27 protein-coding genes and 1 pseudogene are annotated in these 26,410 nt (G+C 66.3%); 15 read left to right on the top strand and 13 right to left on the bottom strand.

What is annotated here, in order from left to right; genetic code table 11:
• Window positions 1–58 precede the first annotated feature (58 nt).
• From EEB15_RS30660 to EEB15_RS30640, 5 genes are all read right to left on the bottom strand, one after another.
• Entirely contained in the window at window positions 59–706 is a 648-nt protein-coding gene (locus EEB15_RS30660; RefSeq protein ID WP_141513783.1) for an energy transducer TonB, read from the bottom strand.
• Window positions 703–1,131: a biopolymer transporter ExbD gene (locus tag EEB15_RS30655; protein WP_141513782.1), complete on the bottom strand. Its 429-nt coding sequence runs from the start codon at window positions 1,129–1,131 to the stop codon at window positions 703–705. The genes EEB15_RS30660 and EEB15_RS30655 overlap by 4 nt, the downstream gene beginning before the upstream one ends.
• A 10-nt stretch (window positions 1,132–1,141) precedes the next feature.
• Window positions 1,142–1,567: a biopolymer transporter ExbD gene (locus EEB15_RS30650; RefSeq protein ID WP_141513781.1), complete on the bottom strand. Its 426-nt coding sequence runs from the start codon at window positions 1,565–1,567 to the stop codon at window positions 1,142–1,144.
• Window positions 1,568–1,569: 2 nt separating this feature from the next.
• On the bottom strand, window positions 1,570–2,406 hold the full coding sequence (locus EEB15_RS30645; protein WP_233259693.1) for a MotA/TolQ/ExbB proton channel family protein: 837 nt from the start codon (window positions 2,404–2,406) through the stop codon (window positions 1,570–1,572).
• A gap of 97 nt (window positions 2,407–2,503) precedes the next feature.
• Entirely contained in the window at window positions 2,504–4,762 is a 2,259-nt protein-coding gene (locus EEB15_RS30640) for a TonB-dependent receptor (protein WP_141513779.1), read from the bottom strand.
• A gap of 272 nt (window positions 4,763–5,034) precedes the next feature.
• On the opposite strand from EEB15_RS30640, the gene EEB15_RS30635 reads away from it, so the two are divergent.
• The 10 genes from EEB15_RS30635 to EEB15_RS33865 all read left to right on the top strand — a co-directional run bounded on the left by EEB15_RS30635 (window position 5,035) and on the right by EEB15_RS33865 (window position 14,608).
• The gene (locus tag EEB15_RS30635) at window positions 5,035–5,784 is read left to right on the top strand and encodes a GntR family transcriptional regulator (protein WP_141513778.1); all 750 of its coding nucleotides are present in this window, start codon (window positions 5,035–5,037) and stop codon (window positions 5,782–5,784) included.
• 13 nt (window positions 5,785–5,797) lie between these two features.
• Window positions 5,798–6,937 (top strand): BMP family protein, encoded by a 1,140-nt coding sequence (locus EEB15_RS30630; RefSeq protein ID WP_233259692.1) that lies wholly within the window; start codon window positions 5,798–5,800, stop codon window positions 6,935–6,937.
• On the top strand, window positions 6,934–8,508 hold the full coding sequence (locus EEB15_RS30625; RefSeq protein ID WP_141513777.1) for an ABC transporter ATP-binding protein: 1,575 nt from the start codon (window positions 6,934–6,936) through the stop codon (window positions 8,506–8,508). The genes EEB15_RS30630 and EEB15_RS30625 overlap by 4 nt, the downstream gene beginning before the upstream one ends.
• A complete protein-coding gene (locus tag EEB15_RS30620; RefSeq protein WP_141513776.1) occupies window positions 8,505–9,572 on the top strand; it encodes an ABC transporter permease in 1,068 nt (355 codons plus the stop codon). The genes EEB15_RS30625 and EEB15_RS30620 overlap by 4 nt, the downstream gene beginning before the upstream one ends.
• Window positions 9,569–10,540 carry an ABC transporter permease gene (locus EEB15_RS30615; RefSeq protein WP_141513775.1) on the top strand — a complete coding sequence of 324 codons (972 nt, stop codon included), beginning with the start codon at window positions 9,569–9,571 and terminating at the stop codon, window positions 10,538–10,540. Before EEB15_RS30620 ends, EEB15_RS30615 begins: the two co-directional genes overlap by 4 nt.
• Window positions 10,537–11,598, top strand: coding sequence for an ADP-ribosylglycohydrolase family protein (locus tag EEB15_RS30610; protein ID WP_141513774.1), 1,062 nt, complete (start codon window positions 10,537–10,539; stop codon window positions 11,596–11,598). The genes EEB15_RS30615 and EEB15_RS30610 overlap by 4 nt, the downstream gene beginning before the upstream one ends.
• 2 nt (window positions 11,599–11,600) lie before the next feature.
• Window positions 11,601–12,551 (top strand): carbohydrate kinase family protein, encoded by a 951-nt coding sequence (locus EEB15_RS30605; RefSeq protein ID WP_141513773.1) that lies wholly within the window; start codon window positions 11,601–11,603, stop codon window positions 12,549–12,551.
• On the top strand, window positions 12,545–13,480 hold the full coding sequence (locus tag EEB15_RS30600; RefSeq protein ID WP_141513772.1) for a ribokinase: 936 nt from the start codon (window positions 12,545–12,547) through the stop codon (window positions 13,478–13,480). The genes EEB15_RS30605 and EEB15_RS30600 overlap by 7 nt, the downstream gene beginning before the upstream one ends.
• Entirely contained in the window at window positions 13,477–14,391 is a 915-nt protein-coding gene (locus tag EEB15_RS30595; protein WP_141513771.1) for a nucleoside hydrolase, read from the top strand. The genes EEB15_RS30600 and EEB15_RS30595 overlap by 4 nt, the downstream gene beginning before the upstream one ends.
• A 70-nt stretch (window positions 14,392–14,461) precedes the next feature.
• Window positions 14,462–14,608, top strand: coding sequence for a hypothetical protein (locus EEB15_RS33865; protein WP_158290280.1), 147 nt, complete (start codon window positions 14,462–14,464; stop codon window positions 14,606–14,608).
• Here the strand turns inward: EEB15_RS33865 and EEB15_RS30590 are convergent.
• Together EEB15_RS30590 and EEB15_RS30585 are read right to left on the bottom strand one after the other, a co-directional pair.
• Window positions 14,595–15,002: a response regulator gene (locus EEB15_RS30590; protein ID WP_141513770.1), complete on the bottom strand. Its 408-nt coding sequence runs from the start codon at window positions 15,000–15,002 to the stop codon at window positions 14,595–14,597. The genes EEB15_RS33865 and EEB15_RS30590 overlap by 14 nt on opposite strands.
• A complete protein-coding gene (locus tag EEB15_RS30585; RefSeq protein ID WP_158290279.1) occupies window positions 14,999–17,143 on the bottom strand; it encodes an ATP-binding protein in 2,145 nt (714 codons plus the stop codon). Before EEB15_RS30585 ends, EEB15_RS30590 begins: the two co-directional genes overlap by 4 nt.
• Window positions 17,144–17,331: 188 nt before the next feature.
• On the opposite strand from EEB15_RS30585, the gene EEB15_RS30580 reads away from it, so the two are divergent.
• Window positions 17,332–17,742, top strand: a complete 411-nt coding sequence (locus tag EEB15_RS30580) for a nuclear transport factor 2 family protein (RefSeq protein ID WP_141513768.1) — start codon at window positions 17,332–17,334, stop codon at window positions 17,740–17,742.
• On the opposite strand, the gene EEB15_RS30575 is transcribed toward EEB15_RS30580, so the two are convergent.
• The 6 genes and pseudogenes from EEB15_RS30575 to EEB15_RS30550 form a co-directional block, all read right to left on the bottom strand.
• The gene (locus EEB15_RS30575; RefSeq protein WP_141513767.1) at window positions 17,739–18,167 is read right to left on the bottom strand and encodes a MerR family transcriptional regulator; all 429 of its coding nucleotides are present in this window, start codon (window positions 18,165–18,167) and stop codon (window positions 17,739–17,741) included. The genes EEB15_RS30580 and EEB15_RS30575 overlap by 4 nt on opposite strands.
• A 49-nt stretch (window positions 18,168–18,216) precedes the next feature.
• A pseudogene (locus EEB15_RS30570) lies at window positions 18,217–18,345 on the bottom strand (SDR family oxidoreductase); the annotation flags it as partial.
• Between the two features lie 40 nt (window positions 18,346–18,385).
• On the bottom strand, window positions 18,386–19,681 hold the full coding sequence (locus EEB15_RS30565; protein WP_141513766.1) for a TRAP transporter large permease: 1,296 nt from the start codon (window positions 19,679–19,681) through the stop codon (window positions 18,386–18,388).
• Window positions 19,672–20,214 (bottom strand): TRAP transporter small permease, encoded by a 543-nt coding sequence (locus tag EEB15_RS30560; RefSeq protein WP_141513765.1) that lies wholly within the window; start codon window positions 20,212–20,214, stop codon window positions 19,672–19,674. Before EEB15_RS30560 ends, EEB15_RS30565 begins: the two co-directional genes overlap by 10 nt.
• The gene (locus tag EEB15_RS30555; protein ID WP_141513764.1) at window positions 20,215–21,177 is read right to left on the bottom strand and encodes a TRAP transporter substrate-binding protein; all 963 of its coding nucleotides are present in this window, start codon (window positions 21,175–21,177) and stop codon (window positions 20,215–20,217) included.
• A 43-nt stretch (window positions 21,178–21,220) separates the two neighbouring features.
• Window positions 21,221–22,033 carry an NAD(P)-dependent oxidoreductase gene (locus tag EEB15_RS30550; protein ID WP_141513763.1) on the bottom strand — a complete coding sequence of 271 codons (813 nt, stop codon included), beginning with the start codon at window positions 22,031–22,033 and terminating at the stop codon, window positions 21,221–21,223.
• Between the two features lie 53 nt (window positions 22,034–22,086).
• Between EEB15_RS30550 and EEB15_RS30545 the strand changes: the two genes are divergently transcribed.
• From EEB15_RS30545 to EEB15_RS30530, 4 genes are all read left to right on the top strand, one after another.
• Entirely contained in the window at window positions 22,087–22,908 is an 822-nt protein-coding gene (locus EEB15_RS30545; protein WP_141513762.1) for a FadR/GntR family transcriptional regulator, read from the top strand.
• A gap of 92 nt (window positions 22,909–23,000) precedes the next feature.
• Window positions 23,001–23,969, top strand: coding sequence for a tripartite tricarboxylate transporter substrate binding protein (locus EEB15_RS30540; protein ID WP_141513761.1), 969 nt, complete (start codon window positions 23,001–23,003; stop codon window positions 23,967–23,969).
• Window positions 23,970–23,991: 22 nt separating this feature from the next.
• Window positions 23,992–24,903: a 5-dehydro-4-deoxyglucarate dehydratase gene (gene kdgD / locus EEB15_RS30535; protein ID WP_141513760.1), complete on the top strand. Its 912-nt coding sequence runs from the start codon at window positions 23,992–23,994 to the stop codon at window positions 24,901–24,903.
• 460 nt (window positions 24,904–25,363) lie between these two features.
• Window positions 25,364–26,356, top strand: a complete 993-nt coding sequence (locus tag EEB15_RS30530) for a helix-turn-helix domain-containing protein (protein ID WP_158290278.1) — start codon at window positions 25,364–25,366, stop codon at window positions 26,354–26,356.
• The last annotated feature ends 54 nt before the right edge of the window (window positions 26,357–26,410 follow it).

Raw genomic sequence — 26,410 nt, 5'->3', positions numbered from 1 at the left:
CCGTGCGCGGCGTTGTCGCGAGGTCGCAGAGTGCAGACAGGGAACGCGGGATTTCCCGTCACTCGAACTTGAACGCGAATTCCTGGGTGGCGACCACATCACCGCCGGTGGTCACGCAACGGTAGCGCAGCATCGCCTCGCGCACGGGTTCGCGGAACACTTGCGGACCCGACAGAATGTCCACCTTGACCACCGCGCCGTCGCGGATCAGCACCTGCGCGCGGACCACGCCCTCTATGCCTTCCTTGGCGGCCCGGCTGGGCATCTCCGGCCGGACCTGGGTTGGGCATGCGACCTTGATGTCGGCTCGTCCCACCGGTGCGGGTGCAGGCGGGGGTGGCGGCGCGATGACCGCCGGCGTCGGCGGCGGAGCCTGCACCGATGCAATGGTCGGCGCCGAGGTCGTTGGCGGCGTGACCTCCGGAGGCGGCACGAAAGGCGGCGGCGGAGCCTCCACCTTAGGCTGCTTGATCTCCGGCTGCTTGATCTCCTTGGGCGGCGGTGGAGGCGGCGGCGGGATGATCACTTCCTGGATCACCGCGGCTTCCAGCGGCTTCTTGATGATCTCCAGGCCCTTGCGCGCGGTGCCGGTGACCAGCGCCCACAACACGATGGCGTGAACGGCGACCACCACGCCCCAGCCCACCATGCGGCGGGTCGGATCGCTCGAGCCGAACCCGGCCCTGGGTATGACAGCGGCGCTCATAGCACGAACTGCTCATGGCCGATGACGGCCATTTTGGAGAGCCCCTTGCGTTTGGACGTGGACAGCACGTTCGCGAAAACCGCGTACTGGCAGTCCTTGTTCGGCCGGATGTGCACTTCCGGCTGCGGGTTCATCGCGGCCAGCGCGGTCATCTTCTCGTCGAGCTCGGCCGCCGACACGGGCAAACCCTGCCAGTAGACGGTGCTCTTCTCGTCGATGTCGATCTGCACCTTCTCGGGCTTGATCTCGTTGGTGGGAGGCGTTCCCACCGGCATTTCCAGGTTCACCGCGTGAAGCTGGATCGGGATGGTGATGATGAGCATCACGAGCAGCACCAGCATCACGTCGATCAGCGGCGTGGTGTTGATGTCCATCATGACTTCGGCGTCGCCTCCTTTGCCGAAGCGCTGGGATGTAAGGCCCATATGTATTCCTTCAGCCGCCCAGGGGCGGGGGTTCGGTGATGAACGCGACCTTGGTGATGCCCGCGCGCTGGCAGGCCAGCAGCACCTTGCCCACGCCCGCGTAGCGCGCCGTGGCGTCGCCACGGACCTGCACTTCGGGCTGCGGCGTCTTCCTGGATACGTCCTTCAGCTTGGCCACCAGGGCTTCCTCGCCGGCCATGCGCTGGTCGTACCAGAAGATGCCGCCCTTCGGGTCCACCGAAATGATGATGTTCTCGGGCTTGGTCTCCCGCACCTCGACGCGTTCCTTGGGCAGGGACACGGGGATCGAGGTGGTGACCACCGGAATAGTGATCAGGAAGATGATCAGCAGCACCAGCATCACGTCCACGAGGGGCGTGGTATTGATGGCGGAGATGACGTCGTCGTCCGACGACTCGCCGACAGCCATGGCCATGGTTACGCGGCCTTGCCGTGCGAACCGATGATGACCGCGTTGATCTCATGCGCGAACTCGCGCACTTCATCCATCACCGCCTTGTTGCGGCGGGCCAGCCAGTTGTAGGCCAGCACGGCGGGGATGGCGACCGCGAGGCCGATGGCCGTCATGATCAGCGCCTCGCCGACGGGGCCGGCGACCTTGTCGATGGAGGCCTGGCCGGAGATGCCGATGGCCGTCAACGCGTGATAGATGCCCCACACGGTGCCGAACAGGCCGACGAAAGGAGAGGTGGAGCCGACGGTGGCGAGGAACGCCAGGCCGCCCTGCGTGGTGGCATGAACGCGGTCCACGGCGGCGGTGATGCTCATCGGGATCCAGTCGGCTACCGGGATGTGGCCTTTGAGGCCCCCGTGTTCCGCCGTGGCGCGCGCGCCGGCCTCGGCAATGAAGCGGTAGGCGCTCTTTTTCTCCAGCGCGCCGGCGCCCGCGATGACGGACGGCGCGCGCCAGAACTGCCGGGTCACGGTGCGGGCGTGGCGGTTCATCTTGGACTGTTCGAGCAACTTGGTGACCATGATGTACCAGCTGCCGACGCTCATGATGGCCAGCAGCACCAGCACCGACCGCGCGATGTTGTCCGAGCCTTTCCACAGCGCTTCGATGCCGTAGGGGTTCTCGACGGCGTCGCCGCTCTTCTTGGCTACGCCGGATGCGGCGGGTGACGCCGCAACGATGGCTTGCGGGGCCGCGGGCGCTGGCTGCTGCGCGAGCGCGTGGCCCGGCAGCAGCGCCGCGGCTGAAAGTGCCAGCGCGCAGGCGGCGCGGCGGGCTTGGAATGAAATGGAAGTAAGCAAGATGAACTCCTTCTTGTCGACTGGGGAATGCGCTCCGCCATCCCCCGGGCGAATCGTCCAGGGGAGGGTGCGGATGGGGTGGCTGGCGGCTAGGCCGTCACATCTCGACCTTCGCCCACAGCACGATGGTGCGGGGCGCGCCGATGAAGTAGCGGCCGACGGTGGACGGCGACGTCATCAACTCCGGCGCGATACCGGAGATGTATTTCTTGTCGCCGATGTTCTCGACGTTCACGCCGATGCTGCCGTTCTTGAAGCTGTAAGACCCGTTCAGGCCGAACAGCGCGTAGGCGGGCAGCCTTTCGTCGGTGCCGCTGCCGGCGATGCGCGGATTGGCGTAGTAGCCGGCGCGGCTGCCGATGTAGCGGCCGTTCATCGCGAGCTTCAGGTTTTCGGTGGGCCGCCACGTCGCTTCGAGGAAGAGGTTTTGGCTCGCGATGCCGACCAGGTCGGCGCCGTTGCGGATGAAGCCCTTTTCCGGATAGCCCGCCGCGTCGGTGTTGCTCAGCACGTACTTGTGCTTCTGGATCGTGTAGGCGCCAAACAGCTTCCAGTCGCCGATGCGCCCGCTGTACGTCATCTCCAGGCCGTGGATGCGCCGGCCCTGGCTGACGTTCTGGGACTGCAGCGTGCCGACGATGTCGGCGGCCACCGTTTCCTTGGAGTCGATCAGGAACGCCTGGGCGCCGACCGCGTAGTTGTCGCCCTTGTGGCGCAGGCCGACGTCGAAGGCGTTGGCCGTGTCCATGTCCCGCACCTTCGAAGCGGCAGCCAGCGTGGCGGCGGCGCCGCCTTCGAGCGTGGCATCGGTGACGCTTGCCGCGTTCTTGGCGTAGCCGCCGAACAACTCGGTGTTCTCGGCCAGCGAATAGACCGCGCCCACCTTGGGCAGGAAGCCCGAGTTCACGTCGGCTTCATTGACGAAGTTGAACTTGTTGGTCCTGGAGTCCTGGATCGGCGCACGGTAGTCGACCTTGTTGGCCATGTACGTGACGCCGTAGTCAAACTTGAGGCGGCCGTCCATGAAGCTGGAGCGGTTCGCGGCGTACAGCATGCCGATGGTGTTCTTCCAGTGCTTGTTTTCGCTCGTGGTGGCGGGCGTGCCGCTGTACGCCGGGCCCACGGCTTCGCTGAGCACCGGGTACCAGTTGCGCACCTGGCTGCGGTCATAGGTTTCGTACCACGCGCCAACGCGCCAGTCGATCAGGTCGCTGTGCTTGCCGGCCAGGTCGGCCAGGGCGCCGCGGCGGATCATGCCGTACTCATTGGCGCGGAAGTAGATGCTGCTCGCCTGCCCGTCCAGGCCCGGAAAGCCACCGCTGCCCAGACCGGTTTCCTTGCCGATGCCTTCCTGCGTGTGGTAGTAGACCTTGCCGGTGAGCTTGAGGTTCGAGCCCAGCGGCATCGAGCCGTCCAGGTAAGTGAGGTGGTCCTGGCGCGGATTGCCCTTGAGCCCGCGGTAGTTGCGGTCGGTGCCCGGCGTACCCGTCCAGGTGTCGGTGTAGCCGTCGGCCTTCGGGTTCTTGTTGAACTGCGTCAGCGTCACGATGTTGGTGCCGCTTTCTTCCTTGCGGTCGTTCCAGCCGCTACGCAGCTTGAGCACGGCGCCGTTGTCGAATTTCGACATCAGCTTCACGTCGACGTGGTCGCGGCTGTTCTCGCCCGCCGGATCGTCGACATACGACACGCGCCATTGCTGCTTCGACACGCTCAGGTAGCCGCTGAGGCCGGGAGCGATCTCGCCGCTGTCGACCCGCCCGTACAGGCGGCCATAGCGGGAACTGCCGCCGGCGGCCTCGGCGCGCGCACCGAAGCGCTTTTCCGGATCCTGCGTCAGGTAGTTCACATGGCCGACCAGGGATTGGTGAGAAGGCGAGCCGATGACGCCGGCCGACTGCGACACGTCCACGCCGGCCAGGTTGCTGGAATCGAAATAGCGGGTCGGGACGGAGCCGCCGCCCAGCGTGGTCCGCCCGTTGGGCACGCCGTCGATGGAGAAGCCGATGCTGTCCTTGGCGAAGCCGCGCATGTTGATCGTGCTTTCGAAGCCGTCGCCCCCGAACGCGTTCGACGAGCCGAGCTGGATGCCGGTGACGCGTTCGAGCACCTTGTCGGCGCTGACGCCGGGCGGGTAGTACTCGAGGTCGGCCGCCGTGATCTTGACGTTGGCCCGGGTCTGCCGGATGCCCACGGCGTTGCCGAAGATCGTGACCTGTTCGAGCGCCTTGGCAGCTTCGGCGGGCGTCTGCGTGGGTGTGGGTTCCGGAGCGGGTGCCACCTGGGCCAGCGCAGGCAGCACCTGCGTCGAGATCAGGAAGGCCAGCAGCTTGAACTTGAGGCAAGGGGTGGTTCGCATCGTTATGGCTCCAAGAGGGATTGGCTGGGTTTGCGGGAGGAAAGTCAATATCCGTATGAAAATGTAGTGTGGTACGTACCAGCTGTCAATGGGCTACGGGAAAACGATGACAAAAATACCAGCACCATCAGGGAACGCCTACTCGGCAATGCACCAAAACCGGTGCGAAGTTGTTTGACATTGTGGTACGTACCACATTACAATGACGTCACCGTGGCGGTTCTGGGCGAAACTTGAAGCACATGCACTACCGCCCCCACGGGAGACACACGATGGCCACGGAACAAAGCAACTCGACCACCACGCCCCGCTACAAGCAGCTCGCGGACATCATCCGCAACGCGATCGAGCAGGGCCTGCTCGCCGACAACCAGGCGCTGCCCTCCGAGCGCGAGCTGGCGGAGAAGTACGAAGTCAGCCGCGACACGGTGCGCAAGTCGGTGCGCTACCTGGAGGAGCGGGGCGTGATCTACAGCGACCACGGCCGCGGCACCTTCGTGGCGCCGTCCATCGTGCGGCGCATGTCGCGCTTCATCGACAGCTTTTCGCAGGACACGCAGCATCGCGGCGGCGCGCCGGGCCAGCGCATCCTGACGGTGGAGCCATCGGCCGCGTCGATGGGCGTCGCCGGGTTACTGGGCCTGGAGCCGGGCTACCCGCTGATCCGCGTGCGGCGCGTCCGCCTGATCGACGGTGCGGCCGTTGGCCTGCATGACGCCTACTTCCCGCTGCCGCGCGGTTCAAAGCTGGACCGCGCCGAACTCGAGCAGGCGGAGTCCCTCTACAAGCTGCTGACCGAGAAGTTCGGCTTCGCGCCCGCCGAAGCCGTGGAGAACCTGCACGCCGGCAGCGCCGACGCGGAAGACGCCCAACTGCTCGGCATTCCCCCGGGCTCACCGATCCTGATCGTCGAGCGCATCACGCTGTCCGACCGGCGCGAGCCGATTGAGTACTGCCTGATGAAGTACGTGTCGAGCTACCGCTACAGCACGCGCATCGCCAAGTACAGCGGCGTCGCCTGAACTGGTACGTCCCATGCCCGAGCTGTCCGCCATCAAGTCCTTCATCCGGAGCGCCGCCATGCAAGCGGCCTGGATCCTGGGCACGCTGGCGATCCTGTTCGGCGTGGCGCAGCTGAGCGAGCGCACCGGCGCCGCAAAGCCCGAAGGCGTGAAGCTGCGGGTGGCGCTGTTCATCAACGGCACCTTGGGCGACAAGTCCTTCTTCGACTCCGCGGCGCGCGGCCTGAAGAACGCGAAGCAGACGCTGCCGGTGATGGTCAAGGTGATCGAAGGCGGCACCGACCCGACGCGCTGGGAGGCGGCCCTGACGGACCTGGCCGACAGCGGCGACTTCGACCTGATCGTGGCAGGCACTTTCACGATGGTGCCCTACATCCAGCGGCTGGCCGGCGAGTTTCCGCAGGCGCGCTTCGTCGTGTTCGACGCGGCGGTGGACTATGCCGCGTGCAAGTGCGCCAATGTGCACTCGATCCTCTTTCGCCAGAACGAGGGCGCCTATCTCGCCGGCTATCTGGCCGCCAGCCTCGATCGCGCGGGGTTTGCCGGCCTCAAGCCTTCGAGCGGGCTGGGCGTGGTGGGCGGTATGCAGTTCCCGGTGATCGACGACTTCATCGTCGGCTTTCGCGCGGGTGCGCTGGCGGCGACGCCCGGCGTGACGGTGCTGAGCCAGTACGCCAACTCCTTCTCCGACCCGGCGGCCGGCAAGGAGATCGCCAAGGCGCAATACGGCCGCGGCGTGGCGCTGATCTTCCACGCGGCCGGCGCGACCGGGCAGGGCGTGAACGAGGCGGCGCTGGAAGCCGGTCGCTATGCGATCGCGGTCGATATGGACCAGTACGCGATGTACCAGGCGACCAAGCCGGCGCTGGCCTCGCGCATCGTGACGTCTGTGCTGAAGAACGTGGACGTGGCCGTGCTGCGGGCGATCCAGCAGCAGCTCGAAGGCCGCCTGGCCTTCGGGCGCACCGAGTCGTTGGGCCTGGCGGAGCATGGCGTCAGCCTCGCGCGCAACTCGATGGTGTTGTCGCAGGCGCCGCCTGCGTTGCTGAAGTCGCTCGACGAAGTAGAGACGGCCATCGTCGAAAAGCGCGTGATGGTGCCTAGCGCATTCACGCCGAAGGCCGTGGCCTCGGCCGCGCGAGGTGCGCCATGAACGCCGTCGAACTGCGCGGCGTGTCCAAGCGCTACGCCAACGGGACGCTGGCCAACGACGGGGTGAGCCTGTGCGTGGCGCAAGGCGAGATCCACGCGATCGTCGGCGAGAACGGCGCGGGCAAGTCGACGGTGATGAAGATGCTCTACGGCCTGGAACAGCCCAGCGCCGGCGAGATTCTTGTCAACGGCACAGCGGCACGCTTCAAGCACCCGCGTGAGGCGATTGCCGCCGGTATCGGGCTGGTCCCGCAGCATCTCGAACTGGTGCCTTCGTTCACCGTGGCGGAGAACGTCGTCCTGGGCAGCGAGCCGATGCGCGGTATCGTGATCGACCGGCGCCGTGCGGCTGCCGACGTAGCCGAAGTCTCGCAGCGCTTCGGCCTGGAGGTCGATCCGCATGCGATGGTGCGGGATCTTTCCGTTGGCGAGCAGCAGCGCGTGGAGATTCTCAAGACGCTCTACCGAGGCGCGAAGATCGTGCTGCTGGACGAGCCCTCGGCCGTGCTCACGCCGCAGGAAACGCAGGCGCTGTTTGTGGCGTTGCGCAAGCTGGTGACGGCCGGCTTCACAGTGATCCTCATCACCCACAAGCTCTCCGAAGTGCGGGAGGTGTCGGACCGCTTCACCGTGATGCGTGCCGGCAAGGTGACCGGCCAGGCCGAGTCGCGTGGCGCGCGCGCCGACGACATCACCGAGATGATCGTGGGCCGGCCGGTCGCGCCGCTGCGCGTCAGCCGCGTGCTCAAGCACGGCGCCGCCGCGCTGGTGGCAGTCCAGGACTTGACCTTGCACGGCGGCGACGGGCAGACCCATGTGGAAGATGTTTCCTTCGACATCGCCGCCGGCGAGATCCTGGGCATTGCCGGGGTCGAGGGCAACGGGCAGGCCGCATTGGCCGACTTGCTGGGCGGCCTGCGCCAGCCTTCGCGCGGGACGGCGATGCTCGAAGGCCGCGTGTTCACCGGCCTTGGCGTGCGCGCGGTGCGTACCAGCCGCGTGGCCCTGATCCCCGAGGACCGGCTGCACAACGGCGTCGCGGCCGACATGAGCATCACCGAGAACGTGATCGCGGTGGACTATCACAAGCCACCGCTGTCGCGCCTCGGGTGGCTCGACACCGGTGCGGCCCGCACCCTGGCGCAGCGCGTGCTGACGGACTACGGCGTGGTCGCGCGTTCGCCGGACCAACCCATCGCGGGCCTGTCGGGCGGCAACATGCAGAAGGTGGTGCTGGCGCGCGAAGTGGCATCGCAGCCGCGCTTCCTGGTCGCGAGCCAGCCGACGCGCGGCGTCGACATCGGCGCGGCGCAGTTCCTGAGGCAGCAGCTGGTCGACCTGCGCGACAAGGGCGCGGCGGTGCTGCTCATCTCGGCCGACCTGGATGAGGTTCTCGCGCTGTCGGACCGCATCGCCGTGATGTTCCGCGGCAGGATCGTCGCGCACTTCGCGGCCAACGCAGCCGACGCTCGGGAGCTGGGCCTCTACATGACCGGATTGGCTTCGCAGGAGGGTGCCACGGCGCTGCTGGACGCGCCCTTCACGCCGGCGCGTGCCGAGGAGATGGCATGAGCACGGCAGGCAGCACCAACTCGTCGCGCTTGCAAACGGCCGTGGCAGTGATCGCCGCGCTGGCCGTGGGCTTCGTGATCACGGCGTTCGTGAGCGAGTCGCCGGTGCGGGCCTACATCGCCCTCATCACGGGCGCGCTGCCGGACATCCGCTGGACGGAGGAAGGGTGGCAGGTCCGCCGCCTGGTGCGCTTTGGCTCGGTGATCGAGGACGCGATCACCCTCACTTTCCTCGGCCTGGCCGTTGCCATTCCCTTCCAGGCCCGGCAGTTTTCGCTGGGTGCCGACGGGCAGATGTTCCTCGCGGCACTGGCGGCGGCGGCGATGAGCCTGTATGTGGGCGGCCCGTGGTTCATCGTGCTGCCGGTGGCATTTGTCGCGGCCGTCCTGACGGGCTTCGCCTGGGGGCTCGTTCCGGGCCTGCTCAAGGCCCGCTACAACGCGAACGAGATCGTGACGACGCTGATGCTCAACGTGATTGCGGTGCAGTTCTACCGGCTGATGATCTCGGAGCACATGCGCGATCCGGGTGCGGGTTTCCTCGTCACGCCGCTGCTGCCGTCCGCCTCTATCCTGCCCAACCTGATGGCGCGCACCAACGTGACGGCGATGCTGTTCCTGGTTCCGCTGGTCGTGGCCGCGGCCTGGCTGTTGCTGCAGCGGACCACGGTGGGGTATGAGATCCGCACCGTCGGGCAGGCGCCATCGTTCGCCCGGCAGGTCGGCATGCCGGTCACGCGCGCCGTCGTGCTGTCGATGGCGATTGGCGGCGCGTTCGCAGCCTTCGCCGGCGTGCACATCAGCAACGCGCTGCTCAAGCGCCTGCCGGTGGACCTGAGCCCGGGCATGGGGTTCGAGGGCCTTGTCGTGGCCCTGCTGGCGCGCAACGACCCGAAGTCCATACCGTTCGCGGCCTTCCTCTACGCGTACCTGCGCACCGGCGCCCAGGCGATGGAACGTACCACCGACGTGTCGCGCGAAGTCGTGCTCGTGATCCAGGCCTTCATCATCCTGTTCGTCGTGTCGCAGCGGCTGCTGCCGCGCAGGGAAGGGCGGCCTTCATGAGCGCCGATTTCCTCTCGTGGGGCCTGCTCGCGGCGACGATCGTGGTCGCGGTGCTGCGTGCGGCGACGCCCATCCTCTTCGCCGCGCTCGGCGGCCTGATTTCGGACCTGGCCGGCAGCATCAACGTCGCTCTGGAAGGGCTGATGCTGATTGCCGCGTTCTTCGGCGTGATTGCGTCGGTGCAAGCCGCTGCGTGGTTCCCAGGCCTGCCGGTATGGACGTACCCGTGGATTGGCTGCGCGGTCGGTGTCGCCGCGGCGCTGCTGGCGACTGCGCTGCTCGCGTTCTTCCATCTGGAGTTGGGTGCCGACCTGATCGTGGCCGGCATCGCCATCAACATCCTGGCCGCCGGCCTCACCGTGTTCCTGCTGGTGACCATCGCGGGTGACAAGGGTTCCACGGCGGGCTTGAACAGCCCCGCGCTGCCGTCCATCCGCATTCCCGGCCTGGCCGACGTCCCGCTGCTGGACACGCTTATCAACGGCGAGGGCGGCCAGGGCCATCATGTGCTGCTGTACCTGGCGTTCATCGCCGTGCCGGCGACCTGGGCGATGCTGTCGCGCACGCGCTGGGGCATGTGGATGCGCGCCGTGGGGGAGAACCCGCAGGCCGCGCTGGCGGCCGGCATCCCGGTCAAGCGTGTCCGGTACGCGGCGCTGCTGCTCAGCGGGATGCTGGCCGGCCTGGGCGGCGTGTATCTCAGCATGGGCTTGCTCACGCTGTTCCAGGCCGACATGACGGCGGGCCGGGGCTTCCTGGCACTGGCCGCGATCTTCCTGGGCGCGCGGCGCCCGTTGGGCACGATGGGCGCGGCGCTGCTGTTCGGCGCATCGGGCGTCCTGGCCACGCAATTGGGCGCCGTCGAGATCCCCACGCAGGTGGTCTACATGCTGCCGCCTTTCATCACGATCTGCGCGCTGGTTTTTGCCGGGCGGCGCGGCACACAAAAATCAAGGAGTACCGTTTGAACCAAGACATGATCCAGGACCGCATCCTGGCCTCGCTGACCCTGGCCGGCATGGGCGACGCGCTGGGCGCGCCCACCGAGCAATGGAGCATCGCCGAGATCGCCGCCAAGTATGGCGGCCTGGTGACGAGCTTCGGCGAGCCACCGGAGGACACCTTCGCGGGCGCCAACGAGGGCCGATGCGCCGAGGTGACCGACGACGCGAGCCAGATGTATTACCTGGCTCGCGCATTGATCGTTGCCGGCGGCACGCTCGACTACGAGGGCTGGGTCGACTGCCTGCTCGACTGGGCCGGCACCAGCCCCAAGGCCGGCTTCATGGGCCCGAGCACGGCCGGCATGGTCAAGGCGCTGCAAGAGGGCAGCGACACGGCGCGTGTGGGCATCATCGGCCGCTCCAGCCGCAAGATGACGTCGGTGGGCATCACCAATGGCGCCGCGATGAGGGTCGCGCCGGTCGGCTTGATCTTTCCCGGCGACATCGAGCGGGCCTGCAAGCAAGCGCTGGTCACATGCCTGCCTTCGCACGATACCGACATCGCGATTTCGGCGGCCTGCTCGGTGGCGGCCGCGGTGGCCCAGGCCGTGGTGCCCGGCCGCCTGGAGGACGTCATCGCCGCCGCGGTCCGGGGCGCCGATCGCGGCGAGCAGCTCGCGAAGGAACATGCCCGCATCGTGCCGGGCGCCAGCTACCGCGCTCGGCTGGACCTCGCGCTCAACATCGCCTGCAAAGCCACTGACGACATGACCTTCATGACCGACATCGAGCGGCTGGTCGGCAACTCGGTGCTGGCGGCCGAATCGGTGCCGGCCGCGCTGGCAGTCGTTCTCTATGCCAAGGGCGATCCGATGCGCACCATCTCGGTTGCGGCGTCGATGGGCAACGACACCGACTCGATCGCCACCATGGCCGGCTCCATCGTGGGCGCGATGGCCGGCACTCGCGATTTGCCGCCAAAGCTGGTTTCCGAATTCCGCCAGGCCAACGCCAGGGACTTCGATCTCGACACGATGGCGTCGGGCCTGGCGGGCATCGCCTGGCGGCACTTCGCAAAGTGAGGATGGAAATGAACCGGCGTTGGGACGTTCTGGCATTCGGAGACCCTTGCGTGGACATCGTTCTGGCGGCTGATCAGTTGCCGGTCATCGGCGAAAAAGTCCTGGGCCGGCCCGTCGGTGTCTTCGCCGGTGGCACTGAGGCCAATGTGGCCTGCGCCGTGGCCAGGCTGGGCAGAAGGTCCGCAGTCTATGGTCGCGTGGGTAGCGACGCGCACGCGGCTATGCTCCGGCGCACGTTGGAGGATTTCGGCGTCGGCACCGAACCGCTGGTGGTCGAACCGTCCGCGCAGTCGGCGTGTGCCATCGCAATGCTGGCCGGCTCGGGCGAACGGGCCATCGTCTACCTGCCGATGCCACCCCGGCCCGCCGATCCGCCATCCCTCGACAACGCGCTGCACCAGGCGGCCATCGCGTATTCGATGCCCTATGAGCTGGACGCCTTTCTCACGCTGAGCCGCGCGGCGCGGCGTGCATCCACGCTGGTCGCGATCGACATCGAAGCCGCGGTCGCGCCCGACGCCGCTGCCATGTGGAGCCGCGTCGAGGCCGCCGACATCGTTTTTTTCAATGAGGACGGCTTCCTGGCCGGCACCGGCGAGCAGCCGGGGAGGGAGGCGCTGGGCAAGCTGCTGCGTGCCGGGCCGCGCCGCGTCGTGGTCAGCCTGGGCGCCGGGGGCGCGGTCGCGATGGATCGCGATGGCACCTTCGCCAGCCAGGCGGCGTTCCCCGCCAAGGTGGTCGATACCACGGGCGCGGGCGATACCTTCAACGCAGCGTTCCTGGTGGCGTACATGGACGGCCGGCCGCTGGCCGAGGCGCTGCGGTTTGGCTGTGCCGCGGCCAGTTGCACCGTGGCCGCGATGGGCGCGCGGGCTGGGTTGCCGGATCGCGCAGCCGTCGAATCCATCGCGGGGCCGATGCCAGCCGCGGCGCAAGGAGCGGTGTCATGCTGACCGTCTTCGGATCGATCAACCTCGATGTCTGCGTGCGCACGAAGCGCATGCCGAAGCCCGGCGAGACGGTGCTGGGCTCCGATGCACTGGTTTCGCCGGGCGGCAAGGGGGCCAACCAGGCCCATGCCGCCGCGCTCTTCGGTGCCGCTACACGCCTGTACGGGATGGTCGGCAACGACGGCTTCGCCGTGCCCGCCCTGTCCAAACTGATCGCCCACGGCGTTGACACCTCGGGCGTCGGCGTTGCCAAGGCGCAAAGCACGGGGGTGGCGCTGGTCACCGTCAACGACGCCGGCGACAACACCATCGTGGTCGCGCCGGGCGCCAACTTGTTCGCGCGGGCCGAGCAGGTTCCCGCCGCCGTACTGCGCGATTCATGCGTCGTGCTGCTGCAGCTCGAAGTGCCGCAAGACGAATGCATGGAGCTCGCCCGGCGGGCCGGGCGAGCGGGTTGCAAGGTGGTCCTGAACGCGTCGCCGATTCCGGCCGGCTTCAGCCTGAAGACGGGCGAGGTGGACGTGCTGATCGTGAATCGGGTGGAACTCGACCAGTTGTGCAATCAGCTGCAGGCTTTCGGCATCGACCCGCTGGACAAGGCCCGTCTGGCTGCGCGATCGCTGGGCTTGGAGGTGCTGGTGACGCTGGGCGCCGAAGGGTCGGTCCTGGCCCGCCCCGACGGCAAGTCCTTCGCCGCCCGGGCCAGCAACCTCTCCGTGGTCGACACGACGGGGGCCGGCGACACCTACGCCGGTGTGTTCGCGGCTTCCATCGCCATGGGCAGCTCGACAGCGGAGGCCATGGAAGTGGCGTCCGCGGCGGCGGGCCTGGCGTGCACGCGGCAGGGCGCACAGGTGGCCCAGCCGTCGCGGGGGGCCATCGACGCTGAACTGGCGCGGCGCAAGCTGCGCACCGGCCAGGGGGTTGCATGATTCCATTGATCATCGACTGCGACCCTGGGATCGACGACGCGCTGGCGTTGTTGCTGGCCGCAGGCAGCGTGGAATTCGAATTGCTCGCGGTGACGACGGTGGCCGGCAACCGCCCGGTGGAGACCACGACGGCGAACGCGCGCCGCATCCTGGACCTGGCCGGTCGCGAAGACGTTCCCGTTCACGCGGGCTGCGCCCGGCCCTTGGGTGCCGCCGCGCCGCGCTGCAACCTTGTCCATGGCGAAGACGGCCTGTGCGGCGCACGGCTACCACCAACACGCGCGGCCGCCCCTGGCCACGCGGCCGACCTGATCACGGCCACGCTGATGCAGTCGCCGCCCAACACGGTGACACTGGTGGCGGTCGGGCCACTGACCAACCTGGCACTGGCGGAGATCAAGACGCCCGGTGTGCTGCGGCGAGCCCGGTCGCTGGTGATCATGGGCGGTGCGGCGTTCTGCCCCGGCAACATCACGCCCGCGGCGGAGTTCAACTTCCATGCCGATCCGCTGGCCGCGCACACGGTCCTGGCGGCCGGCGCGGACGTGAAGCTGTTCGGGCTCGACGTGACGTCCAAGGCCGCAATGTCAGCTGAGTGGATCGAGTCGCTCGGCGCGTTGCGCACGCGTTGCGGCACGGCCGCCGCCGCGATGCTGACGGCCTACGCCCAGGCCGATCCGCTGCTGCACGACGCTTGCCCGGTGGCCTGGTTGCTCGATCCCACACTGTTCGCGGGGCAGCAGTGCTCGGTATCGGTGGACTGGCGCGCCGGACCGACCGAGGGCCAGACGCTGGCGTGGCAGGAAGAGCGTATGGACAAGCCATTCCCTCCCAATGCACGTGTGTTTGTCGATCTGCGAACGGACCGCGTACTGGAGTTGGTCCGGCAGCGGATCGCGCGACTGCCTTGAGCGTAGGCCCTTGATCTAGAGCGCACTCGAGGTTTTCCAATCGCCTTTCTTGAAACCACGAGAGGCGAACATGAATACCACGACCCACTCGGGCAAGCGGTTGATGCAGACCATGTTCAACGGCCTGGTCATCGGCGACTCCAAGCTCTTCCTCAACAGCTTGCACGTGGACTTGTGCTGGACGCGTACCGGCGCCTTGCGCGTCAAGCCGCCGTAGGCGGTTGCGAAGGTTGCGACCACTGTTCGACCACGTGCCTGAGGGCATCGCCCAGGCGATACAGGTCGATGGGTTTCGCAACGTAGCCGTCGCAACCCAGGTCGTGGGCCTTGCGCACGTCCGCCGGATTGCTCGAACTGGTGAGGACAACCATCGGGATCCCACGCAACCGCCCATCCCGGGAGCGCTCGGCCAGCACGTCGAAGCCGCTCATTCGCGGCATGTTCAGGTCGAGCAGCACCAGGTCGGGTGGAGGCCCGTCCTCGCGCAGGCGGGCCAGGCAGGCCTCGCCGCTGTCGGCGCGGCTGAGCTGCACGTGAACCCCGGCAAACTCGAGTGCCGTCTCCACCAGCAGGACCTGGTCGTCCTGGTCTTCCACCAGAAGGATGTTCATGCCGGCACGGCGGCGCCTCGCAGCGCCACCTTGAACGTGCTGCCCTTGCCCTCTTGCGATTCCACCCAGATGCGGCCGCCTTGCCGCGCCGCGATGGTCCTGCAAATCGCCAGCCCGATGCCGGTGCCGCCGTAGTCGCCGACCTTGTGCAGGCGGTTGAACACCTCGAAGATCCGCTCGTGATGCTTCGGGTCGATGCCGATGCCGTTGTCGGCGACGCTGATGACCCACTCTGCACCCGCCCGCTCGGCCGTGATCCGGACTTCGGGTGCCTGTTGCCCGTGGTACTTGACGGCATTGGCAATCAGGTTGAGGAAAAGGTGTGTCAATTCGCCGTGCACGCCCATCACCACGGGAAGATCGCCCACAGTGACGGTTGCGCCCGCGTCGCGGATGGGTTGCTCCATCAACTGCAGCGCCTCCTGGACGGCGTCCCGGCAATCGACCGGGGCGAAGGCAGGTACCTCGCCTTCCAAGTCCGCGAGCTGAAGCAGGTCGTCAGTGAGTTGCTCCAGCCGTGCGGCCGCCGCGGAAAGCCGGCGCAGCAGGCCGATGCCTTTGGCATCGAGCGCGCCGTGGTACGAGTGCTCAAGGATCTGGGCGATCCCGCCGATGGAACGCAAGGGCGACTTGAGGTCATGCGATGCGACGTAGGCGAACTGCCGCAAATCCGCGTTGCTGCGCTCCAGCGCCTGGCGCGCCTTCACCCGCTCGGTGATGTCGCGCAGGACCACCGTATAGAAGTTCTTGCCGTCCTCGTTGATCTTCGAGATCGAAGCCTCGATCGGAAACTCCTGTCCGTCTCTATTCAGTCCGAGCAATTCGCCGGATTCGCCCATGCCGCGCCGCGCTCTGTTGCGCTGCCCGAACGCCTCGACATGCCGCACATGCGCGTCGCGAAAGCGAGCCGGGATGAATTGGGACAGCGGCCGGCCGACGGCTTCCTCGGGGGGCCAGCCGAACACTGCAGCCGCCGCACGGTTGTACAGGATCACCCGCTGGTCGTCGTCGACGGTGATGATCGCGTCCATGGCCGAATCCATGATGGCCGTCAGGCGGGCATCGTGCCGGGCGACGGCCGCGCTCGCATCGTGCAGCAAAGCCGACGCGGTCGAAAGCGTTTCGCCCAGAACATTGGCCTCGTGGAAGTAGAGCGGGGGCACGGTGACCTTCGCGCCGTACCCCAACGCGAACGCCGGCTTGGCCAGTTCGAATATCGACCCGGAGATGCGAGAGCCAATGTGCCAGGCGGTCGCGAAGCCGGTGGCAAGGAGCACGCCGACGACGGCAATGGCCACGACGACGGCCAGCCAGAGCTGGTTCGTCAGGGACCTCCTGGGAATGCCCAGCGCCACGGCCCAGCCGCTGGAAGGCGAACGCACGAACGCGGTGTACACCTTCACGCCTTCGAGGGTGACGGTGTCGAGCGTCCCGTGGGTTTCGGCCTGGAGCCTTTCCCGCAGGCCGGGGGAGGCCTTCTTGCCGACGAACTCGTCCATCTGGTGGCTTCTTGCGACGATGGTCCCGCTGCTGTCGAAGACGGCGGCAATCCAGTCCCGCGGCAGGTTCTGCTGCCTGAGCATCGCGGCCACCGTCTCGGGCATCACGCCCGCCGCAAGGGCATGCGTTACCCGGGTGCCATCGCTGACGGGCACGGCGATGCCGAACAGGTGGGTTTTGAGTGCCTTGCCGTAGAACAGGTCGGTGACGACGGGCCGATCGGCATCGAACAGTCCCTTGACGCGCACCGGCTGGCCGACCACGGGGAGCGGGCTGCCAAACGGTACCCTGGTGTTGACCAGCTGCTGGCCCGAGGGGGCCGTGAGAACGATGTCGTGGGCCTTCAGGTTCTGGAGCACGCGGCTCGCCCGCTGCTGGAAGCCCGCCAGATCGCCCTTTTCGAGGAGGTCGGAAGTGCCCAGTGCGTAGAGGGCCGATTGTGTGCTGGCGAAGTCCCGATCGACTGCGTTCACGGCCGACTGCGCCAGTTCGTGCGCCTGCTCCAGCGCGTGCGCCTTTTCCCTCTGGAAGTTGTACGCAATGAGGAGTATCGCAGCGAGAACTGCCGGGATCGCGCAGGCGAGAACGAGCATCGCAAGGCGTGAGCCCAACGTCGCTACGGCGGGTGCGGATTGTGTCACCGGAAGCACGGTCCCATCGCTTTGGATGGGTTCAGTCTACGCGACCCGAAGCGCAGGGACTTGACATGTATCAACCGCAGCCGCGAGGCCGTGCGTGGCGGCGGTGAGGCTCTTGGGCCTCGACAAATAGCTTGACCTAGAGCGCACTCCAGGTTTTCCAATCGTGGTTCTCCACCAAAGGAAAGACCATGGAAGCGCAAACCCACCCAGGCAAACTGCTGATGCAGGCGATCTTCGGCGGCTTAGCGGCCGGCGACCCGAAACCCTTCCTGGGCAGCCTGCACGAAGACTTCTGCTGGACAGTCACCGGGAGCAACAGCTGGTCGGGCGTCTATCGGGGGCGCAAGGCTGTGCGCGAGCAATTGCTGCGTCCGCTGTTCTCCAACTTCGCCACGCAATACACCAACACGGCGCGCCGCTTCATCGCTGACGGTGAATGGGTGGTGGTGGAGTGCCAGGGAAAGGTCAAGACGAAGGCCGGCCAGCCCTACGACAACCGCTATTGCTGGGTCTGCCGCGTGGAGGACGGAAAGCTGCTCGAATTGATTGAATACATGGACACAGAGCTGGTGGCCACCGCGCTGACGCCCAGGGCCTAAAGCGTCTCCTGCGGAACGCCGGCGTGCCGCTTGATCCACTTGTCGTAGAGCTGCACCTTCTTGTCGATCAGCGCGAGCGCATCCCGCAGTTCCTGCACCTGCGCCTCGACCTGGGCCCGGTGTTCACGCAGCAATTGCTGGCGCGCCGTCAACGTGCTCTTACCCGCCCGGACCTGGCGTGCGTAGACCTGCATCTGCCGGATGCTCATACCCGACGCGCGCAGCCGGTGCATCAGCTCCAGCCAGTCCACGTGGAGCTGGTTGAACACGCGCCGGCCGCCCGCGTCGCGCGCCGCGCCCGGCATGAGGCCTTGCGCCTCGTACCAGCGGATGGTGTGGACGCTGCGGCCCGACAGGCGAGCGAGTTCGCCGATGCGCAGTTGCGGCGGTGTTTTGGCGGCGACGGAAGGGGGCTGCTTGCTCATGCAGCGATTCTGGCAAACCGAAAGGCCAGGCCGCAAGGCCCAGCCGCCCTCAAGGCATGTACTGCCCGCCGCTGATGTCGATGATCTGCCCGGTGACATAGCCCGACAGGGCCTCGGAAGCCAGGTAGAGGAAGGCGCCGACGCATTCGTCGGGCGTGCCGAGGCGCCCCATCGTCATGCCGGCGAAGGAAGAACTGTCGGGGGTCATGGAAAGCTCCTTACTTGCCCAAGACGATCGACGGCAGCCACAGCGAAAACGCCGGCACGTAGGTCACCAGCATCAGCGCCGCGATCAGGCCGCCGTAGAACGGCCAGATGGTGCGCATCACGGTGCCCACCGAGACCCCTCCGATGGCGCACCCGACGAACTGGGTCGACCCCACGGGTGGCGTGTTGAGGCCGAGCGCGCAGTTGATCAGCATCATCACGCCGAACTGCATCGGGTTCATGCCGAACTGCGCGCAGATCGGCAGGAAGATCGGTGTGCAGATCAGGATGGTGGCCGCCATGTCCAGGAAGGTTCCCAGGACGAACAGCAGCACGTTGACCATCAGGAAGATGACCCACGGCGTCTGGCTGATCGACGCCATCATCTCGCCTGTCTTCTGCGGCACTTCGTACAGCGCCATGAAGTAGCCGAACGCCGCCGAAATGCCGATCAGCAGCAGCACCACACCCGTGGTCTTGCAGGCCTTGGCACAGGCCTTGAAGAAGTGCTCGCGTGACAGAGATCGATAGACCAGTACCGTCACCAGCAGTGCCCACAGCACGGCGGTGGCGGCCGACTCTGTGGCCGTGAACACGCCCGACAGGATGCCGCCCAGGATGATGAAGATCACGAACAGGCCGGGCAGCGCGGCGGCCAGGCTGCGCCCCACCTCGCCCCAGCCGACGAAATCGCCGCGGGTCGGGTAGCCGCGCTTCACGGCGACAAAGTAGGCAGCGGCGAGGTTGCACAGCGTGAGGATCACGGCCGGGATCAGGCAGGCCACGATCAGGCCCAGCACACTGACCGACGCAATGCCTGTGGTGGCCAGTACGAAGATGATGATGTTGTGCGAGGTCGGCATCAGGGCGCCGACGAGCGCCGCGTGGGTGGTGACATTCACCGCATAGTCGGCGTGGTAACCCTCCTTCTTCATCAACGGGATCATCACCGAGCCCATCGCCGACACGTCGGCCAGCGGCGATCCGGCAACGCCGCCGAACAGGGTGCAACCCACCACGTTGCTCATGCCCAGCCCGCCGCGCACGTGGCCCACCAGGCTGTTGGCGAAGCGCACGATGCGGTCCGCGATGCCGCCGTAGAGCATCAGCTCACCCGCGAAGATGAAGAACGGAATCGCGAGGAAAGAGAACACCTGCATGCCGCCGACCATCTTCTGGAACACGACAGCGACAGGCAGCCCGGCCGCCACGATGGTGGCGACGGACGAAAGGCCAATGGCGAACGCCACCGGCACGCCCATCAGCAAGAGGAGCGTGAAGCTCAGGGCCAGGACAGTCAATTCCATGCGGGTGCGACCTCGTGCCCGCGCAAGAGGGCGATGATGTGTTCGGTGCAGAAAAGCACGATGAGGATGCCGGCCACGACGAGCGGCACGTAGTCGGCGCCTTCGGGGACGCCGAGCATGGGCTTCTTCTCGTTCCATTTGCCGGTAGCCCAGAGCCAGCCGCTCTTGGCCATCAGCACGCCGAAGGTCGCAACCAGCAGGTGCACCACCATGGCGAGCCAGCGCTGCCATGAGAGCGGCAGCAGCGTGGCGAGCGACTCCAGGCCGATGTGGCCGGCGTCACGTACGCCCACCGCCACGCCCAGCGAAGTCATGTACAGCACGAGCAGCAGCGCCAATGCCTCGGCCCAGGTCGGTGTGTCGTTGAAGACGTAGCGGCCGATCACCTGCCATTGCACGCAGACGATGACGCCGATGAGAAGGGCCACGGCCAGCATCAGGCTGGCACGGGCCAGGCCCGCGCAGAGGGCCGTGTACCAACGGAAAACCGCGGGCCCGGCCTGCGGCGCGTGCGCCGCGGCTGTTTCCTGCATTTACTTGGTGTCCTGGACGGTCTTCACCAGGCGCTTCAGGTCCGGCGTGGTGATGAACTTGTCGTAGACCGGCGTCATGGCGTTCTGGAACGATGCCTTGTCCACTTCGACGATTTCCGCGCCGGCGGCCTTGACCACCGACAGCGACTTGGCTTCCTGCTCGTCCCACTTCTTGCGCTGGAAAGCCACGGAATCCTTGGCGGCCTTGCGGATCATCTGCTGCTCGGCGGGCGTGAGCTTGTCGTACACCGTCTTGCTCATGAGCAGCATCTCCGGGGCCATCGAGTGCTCGGTCTTGCTGTAGAACTTGACGGCTTCATTGTGCTTGGACGTGTCGTACGACGGCACGTTGTTCTCGGCGGCGTCGATGATGCCGGTCTTCAGCGCGGTGTACACCTCGCCATAGGGCATGGGGGTGGGGTTGGCGCCCATCGCGCCGACCAGGGCGACCCACAGGTCAGACTGCTGGACGCGAATCTTCAGCCCCTTCGTGTCCGCCACGGTCTTGATCGGCTTCTTGGCGTAGATCGAGCGCGCGCCAGAGTCGTAGAACGCCAAGCCGACGAAGCCGTAAGGCTCGCAGTCCTTCAGGATCTCGTCGCCCACCGGGCCGTCCAGCACCTTGCGCATGTGGTCCACCGAGCGGAACAGGAACGGCATGGTCGGCACCTGCGTCTTGGCGCAGATCGCGTTCATGGGGCTGATGTTGACGCGTGTGAAATCCAGCGCGCCGATCTTCGTCTGGTCGATGGTTTCTTTCTCGGAGCCCAGGGCGCCCTTGTTGAACACCTTGATCGAGTGCTTGCCGCCACTGGCCTGCTTGAGCAGGTCACTCATGTATTTGACGGCGGCCACGGTCGGGTAGTCGTCGCTGTTGTGCACGTCGGACGAACGGAATTCGGTGGCGTGGGCGCCCAGGGCCAGGGCGGCCGCCAGCGCGGGGAGCAGGGTCTTGAACTTCATGTCTTCCTCTTTGGGGGTTGCGAAAAAAAAGCGGTGGGAACGCTCAGGGCGTTTCGAAAGGGCCGGCTTTCACGAAGCCGCCGCCCTGGTACTGCGCGGCGGGGTCGGCCGCGTCCAACGGAGGGAAGGCCTCGACCTTTTCGCGGAACGGCTCCGAGCTGTCTTGTGGATGAAAGCCCAGGTGCGCGGCGGCGGTGTTGTCCCACCACTTGTCGCGGTTGGCGGACATGCCATAGACGATGGTGTGGCCCAGGCGGGGCGCGAACAGGCAGCAGCGCACCAGCTCCGCCAGGTCGCGATAGCTGAGCCAGGTGATCAGCATGCGGCGGTCCTTGGGTTCGGGAAACGAGGATCCGATGCGAAGGCAAGCCGTCTCGATGCCGTAGCGGTCGAAGTAGAAGCGCGAGAGGTCTTCGCCATACGCCTTGGACAAGCCGTAGTAGCCGTCGGGCCGGGGTTCGCAATCTGTTTGCAGCATCTCACCCTGTTTATGGAAGCCCACCACGTGGTTCGAACTCGCGAACACGACCCGCTTGACGCCGTGGCGGCGGGCGCCTTCGTAGAGGTTGAACACGCCCTTGATGTTCGCTTCGAGGATTTCTTCGAACGGGCGTTCCACCGAAACGCCGCCCAGATGGACGATGGCATCGCAGCCTTGCACCAGACGGTCGACTGCCGCCTTGTCGGCGAGGTCGCAGCGCACCGCCTCTTCGCTTTCATTGGCCGGGGTGATGGGCACAATGTCGGACAGGCGCATCAGCTCGGCATAGGGTTTGAGCCGTTCGCGCAGGACTTTGCCCAGGCCGCCGCCGGCACCGGTGAGCAGCAGCCGCCCCAATCTGTTTGTTTCGGTCATCTTGTGTTGTGTTATCAGTTGTCGTACAACAATAAAGCAATTATCATGAGGGCATGGCGACCTTGTCAACCGCGCGGCCTGCGGACAATCCCGAAGTGCTCGTGCCCTTGCCGGACAGTGCCGGGCACCCGCCGGCGCCGTTGCGCAAGCGCTCGCGCAGCCTCGCGCACGAGTTGGTGGAAAGCATCGGCGCCCGCATCCAGGGCCAGCTGCTCAAGCCCGGCGACAAGCTGCCCACCGAATCCGAGATCATGAAGTCGTACGGCGTCAGCCGCACCGTGGTGCGGGAGGCGATCTCACGCATGCAGGCAGGCGGCCTGGTGGAAACGCGGCACGGCATCGGTACATTCGTGCTGGAGCCCCGTCCCGGGCAGGGCTTTGGCATCGACCCAGCCGATATCGCCACGGCGGTGGACGTGATGGCCGTGCTCGAGCTGCGCATCAGCCTCGAGACGGAGTCGGCCGGCCTGGCCGCCCAGCGGCGCACCGAGGCGCAGCTGGCCGAGATGCGGGCGGCGCTCGATGCGTTCGAGGCCAACGTCGGTGGGGCGGGGGACGCGGTCTCGCCGGATTTCCGTTTCCACCTCGCCATCGCGAACGCCACGGCCAACCGTTACTTCGCGGACATCATGAGCCACCTGGGCGCGACGCTCATTCCGCGCACCCGGATCAACTCGTCGCGTGTCGCGCAGGAAGACCTCCCGCAGTACCTGCGCCGGGTCAACCGCGAGCACGAAGAAATCTTCTCGGCCATCGCGCGGGGCGATCCGGAATCGGCCCGCGCGGCGATGCGCATCCACCTGACCAACAGCCGCGAGCGGCTGCGGCGCGCCCAGGAGGCCGTCCAGGGCGGCGCTGCGGGCGGGCATTCCTGACCGGATAGGGTGTCGATTTTCCGGGCTTGCGCTTTCTTTTTTATGGTTGTACGATAACCGACAACTTGCTGTCATCGACCAAAGGAAAATCCATGTCCATTCCTCGCCGTGCCGTCCTGGCGGCTGTCGCCGCGGCCATTGCCGCTCCCGCTGTCCGGGCCCAGTCCGCCTGGCCCGGCAAGACCTTGCGCATCATCGTTCCGTACCCGCCGGGTGGGTCGTCGGACATCATCGCGCGTTCCATCAGCCAGCCCTTGTCCGACGCGCTCAAGCAGAGCGTGATCGTCGAGAACCGGGCAGGGGCCAACGGCAACCTCGGCGCCGACCTGGTGGCCAAGTCGGCGCCGGACGGATACACCATGCTCCTGTGCGACACCGGTGCGCTGGCCATCAGCCCGTCCGTCTACACCAAGCTCGCGTTCGACCCGTCGAAAGACCTGCGCGGCGCCACCATGCTCGCGTATTCGCCGCACCTGCTGGTGGTTCATCCGTCGGTGCCGGCCAACAACCTCAAGGAACTGGTCGCGCTGTCGAAGCAGAAGGATCTGAACTTCGCCGTGACGGCCACTGGCAGTGCGCCCCACCTGGCTGGCGTGGCGCTGGAGCGCGCGAGCGGTGCGCGCTGGCAGTACGTTCCCTACAAAGGTGGCGTGCAGGCCGTGCTCGACACGGTGTCCGGCCAGACGCAGGTGCTGATGAACGGCATGCTTGCCACATTGCCGCACGTGCAGAGCGGCAAGCTCAAGGTGCTGGGCGTCTCCAAGCGCACGCGCATGCCGCTGATCGGCGACGTGCCCACGATCGCCGAACAAGGTGTGCCGGGCTACGAGTCGGGCACATGGCAAGGCATGCTCGTCCCGCGCGGCACGCCCGATGCCATCGTGCAAAAGCTCAATGCGGAATTGATCCGTGCCATTCGCTCGCCCGACGTACGGGCCCGCCTGGCAGGGCAAGGCGCCGAGGTTGTCACCATGACCTCCGCGGAACAAGACCGGTTCTTCGACACCGAACGCGTCCGCTGGGCGCAGGTTGTCGCCCAGGCCCAGATCAAACTCGACTGATACCCACCTTCACTTTCCAAGCATGAGCCCCCAGAACCTCAAGACCATCATCGGCTCCGGCCTGCTTTCGTTCCCGCTCACCGACTTCGACGCGCAGGGCGATTTCGACGCGGCCGGCTACGCCCGGCGGCTCGAATGGCTCGCGCCCTACGGCGCCACAGCACTGTTCGCCGCGGGCGGCACGGGCGAATTCTTCTCGCTCACGGGCGATGAATATCCGCGCATCATCAAGACTGCCGTCGACACCTGCCGCGGCAAGGTGCCCATCATCGCGGGCGCGGGCGGGCCGACGCGCTTCGCCATCCAGTGCGCGCGCCAGGCGGAAATTGCCGGCGCCCACGGCGTACTCTTGCTGCCGCACTACCTGACCGAAGCAGGGCAGGAAGGCCTTGCCGCTCACGTCGAAGCGGTGTGCCACAGCGTGCGCTTCGGCGTCATCGTCTACAACCGCGGCGTCAGCAAACTGCTGCCCGAGACGCTGGCGAAGCTGGCCGACCGCTGCCCCAACCTGATCGGCTTCAAGGACGGCATCGGCGACATCGAACTGATGATGTCGATCTACCAGAAGATGGGCGACCGCTTCGCGTACCTGGGCGGCCTGCCCACGGCCGAGGTGTACGCGGCCGCGTACAAGGCGCTGGGCACGCCGGTGTATTCGTCGGCGGTGTTCAACTTCATTCCGAAGACGGCGATGCAGTTCTACGAAGCGGTGCGCACGGACGACCATGCGACGCAGCACCGGCTGTTGAAGGATTTCTTCATGCCGTACCTGGACATCCGCAACAAGGGCGCCGGCTACGCAGTGAGCATCGTCAAGGCCGGCGCGACCATCGTGGGCCGCGGCGCCGGGCCGGTGCGCCCGCCATTGACCGACCTCAAGCCCTCGGAAGTGGAAGAGTTGCGCGTGTTGATCGAGAAGCTCGGGGCGCAGTAACCTCCCCGGTCCTCATGCCGAACTTGATCCGGCATCCATGGGGGATGTGACCACGTTCGTTCATCCTCGCGTCGCGGCAGACGGTCCCCGGCAGGGCCTCACACTGTGGCGGTCGTCGCTTCGCGCCGACTTCGCTGAGATTCTTGGCCCGGGGCCGGCGCCGTACAACTCGCAGAGCGCCTAAGGCCGCTCTGCTCAAACAGGTCCGGCGAGCATGAAACGAAGCGCGCAAGCGCGCCCAGCCCCAGTCCAAGAATCTCAGCCGCCACAGAGATCGGCCCTGCCGGGGACCGTCTGCCGCGTGGAACCAAGTTAGCTCTCGACGGATGCGACCCGTCGTGGTCTCGGGAAGAAGCTTCCGTTGGAGCGCGCGCGGGGCATCAATCGCCGATCCGGATTGCCGTGCGTTGTGCGAGGTACCGTGGTATGGCTTAATCAACCCGTGTCCAGAGCAAGAGACTTGTTCATTCGACTTCGCGATGGGGGATGTGCGGCACTTGATGCGCTCATCGCCGAGCGCGAACTTGAGTCGCTCTTTTTGGACTTCAAGCGATCGCCCGCCGACGGTGCAGCAGTTCATTTCGCGCCCGACGACAACAAGAATTTGGCAAAGGCGGTGTCCGGTTTCTCGAACTCCTCTGGTGGCGTCCTCGTTTGGGGCGTGGATTGTCGCAAGGATCCTGCAACAGCAAAGGAAGTCGCCGAGAAACGTCCTCTTGTGGATGCTGCTGGCTTCGCAACAAAGGTGCAGAACGCAATTTCGCGAGTAACTTTGCCTCCGCATACAAGCGTGGAGGTTGCCTTCTTTGACGAGCCTAGTGCATCCCCTACCGGGTATGTCGCGGTCCTCATTCCCCAATCAGTGGTTGGGCCGCTTCGCTCGGTCGTTAGCAATCACTACCACCTCCGCTCCGGATCCGACTTCGGCATCGTTCCGCACGACGTGCTCGCTGGCATGTTCGGCCGTGCGCCTCAGCCTGAGGTGGATATTAACGTCGTCTCTTATCGGGCGCGGCTTGATGGCCGTCCGGGTTGCTTCACGCTGGCGCTTGGACTCTTCGCCGTTAATCTTGGAGCGGTCGTAGCAGAGCGACCATACATTTCAGTTGCCTACTTTGACACGCCCTACGAATTCCTTGCGGTTCAGTGCCCAGACTCTGAGAACTTCTCTGTGTTGCGAGGCCCACTACCCGTATTCAGCGCAATAGCAAATTCTGGTGTGGTCCTGCCACCGGGTTCTTCGGCGCACGTTTGCGACATCGTTCTCGACACGCCACTGGAGCAGCCAAGGTCAATCAAGCTCGATTGCACCCTGGGTGTTTTGGGTGCTCCACCGAAGCGGTTCTCGTTCGTTGCCTCCGAGGCCATGGTTCGTGATGGCATGAATCGGGTCAAAAAATCCGCGCTCCAGACAACAGAGGTTTTGCAACTCAACCCTCGCGCGGAGCAATAGCGCCTTCACGCCCCCCATCGCGGTGTGTTCCCCGCCCCCAAGTCCCAGTACAAC

The sequence above is a fragment of the Ramlibacter sp. WS9 genome (assembly GCF_003797765.1).
Taxonomy (GTDB): Bacteria; Pseudomonadota; Gammaproteobacteria; order Burkholderiales; family Burkholderiaceae_C; genus Ramlibacter.
Note: the sequence above shows the minus strand (reverse complement) of the source record. Positions and strands in the feature narration are given on the sequence as shown.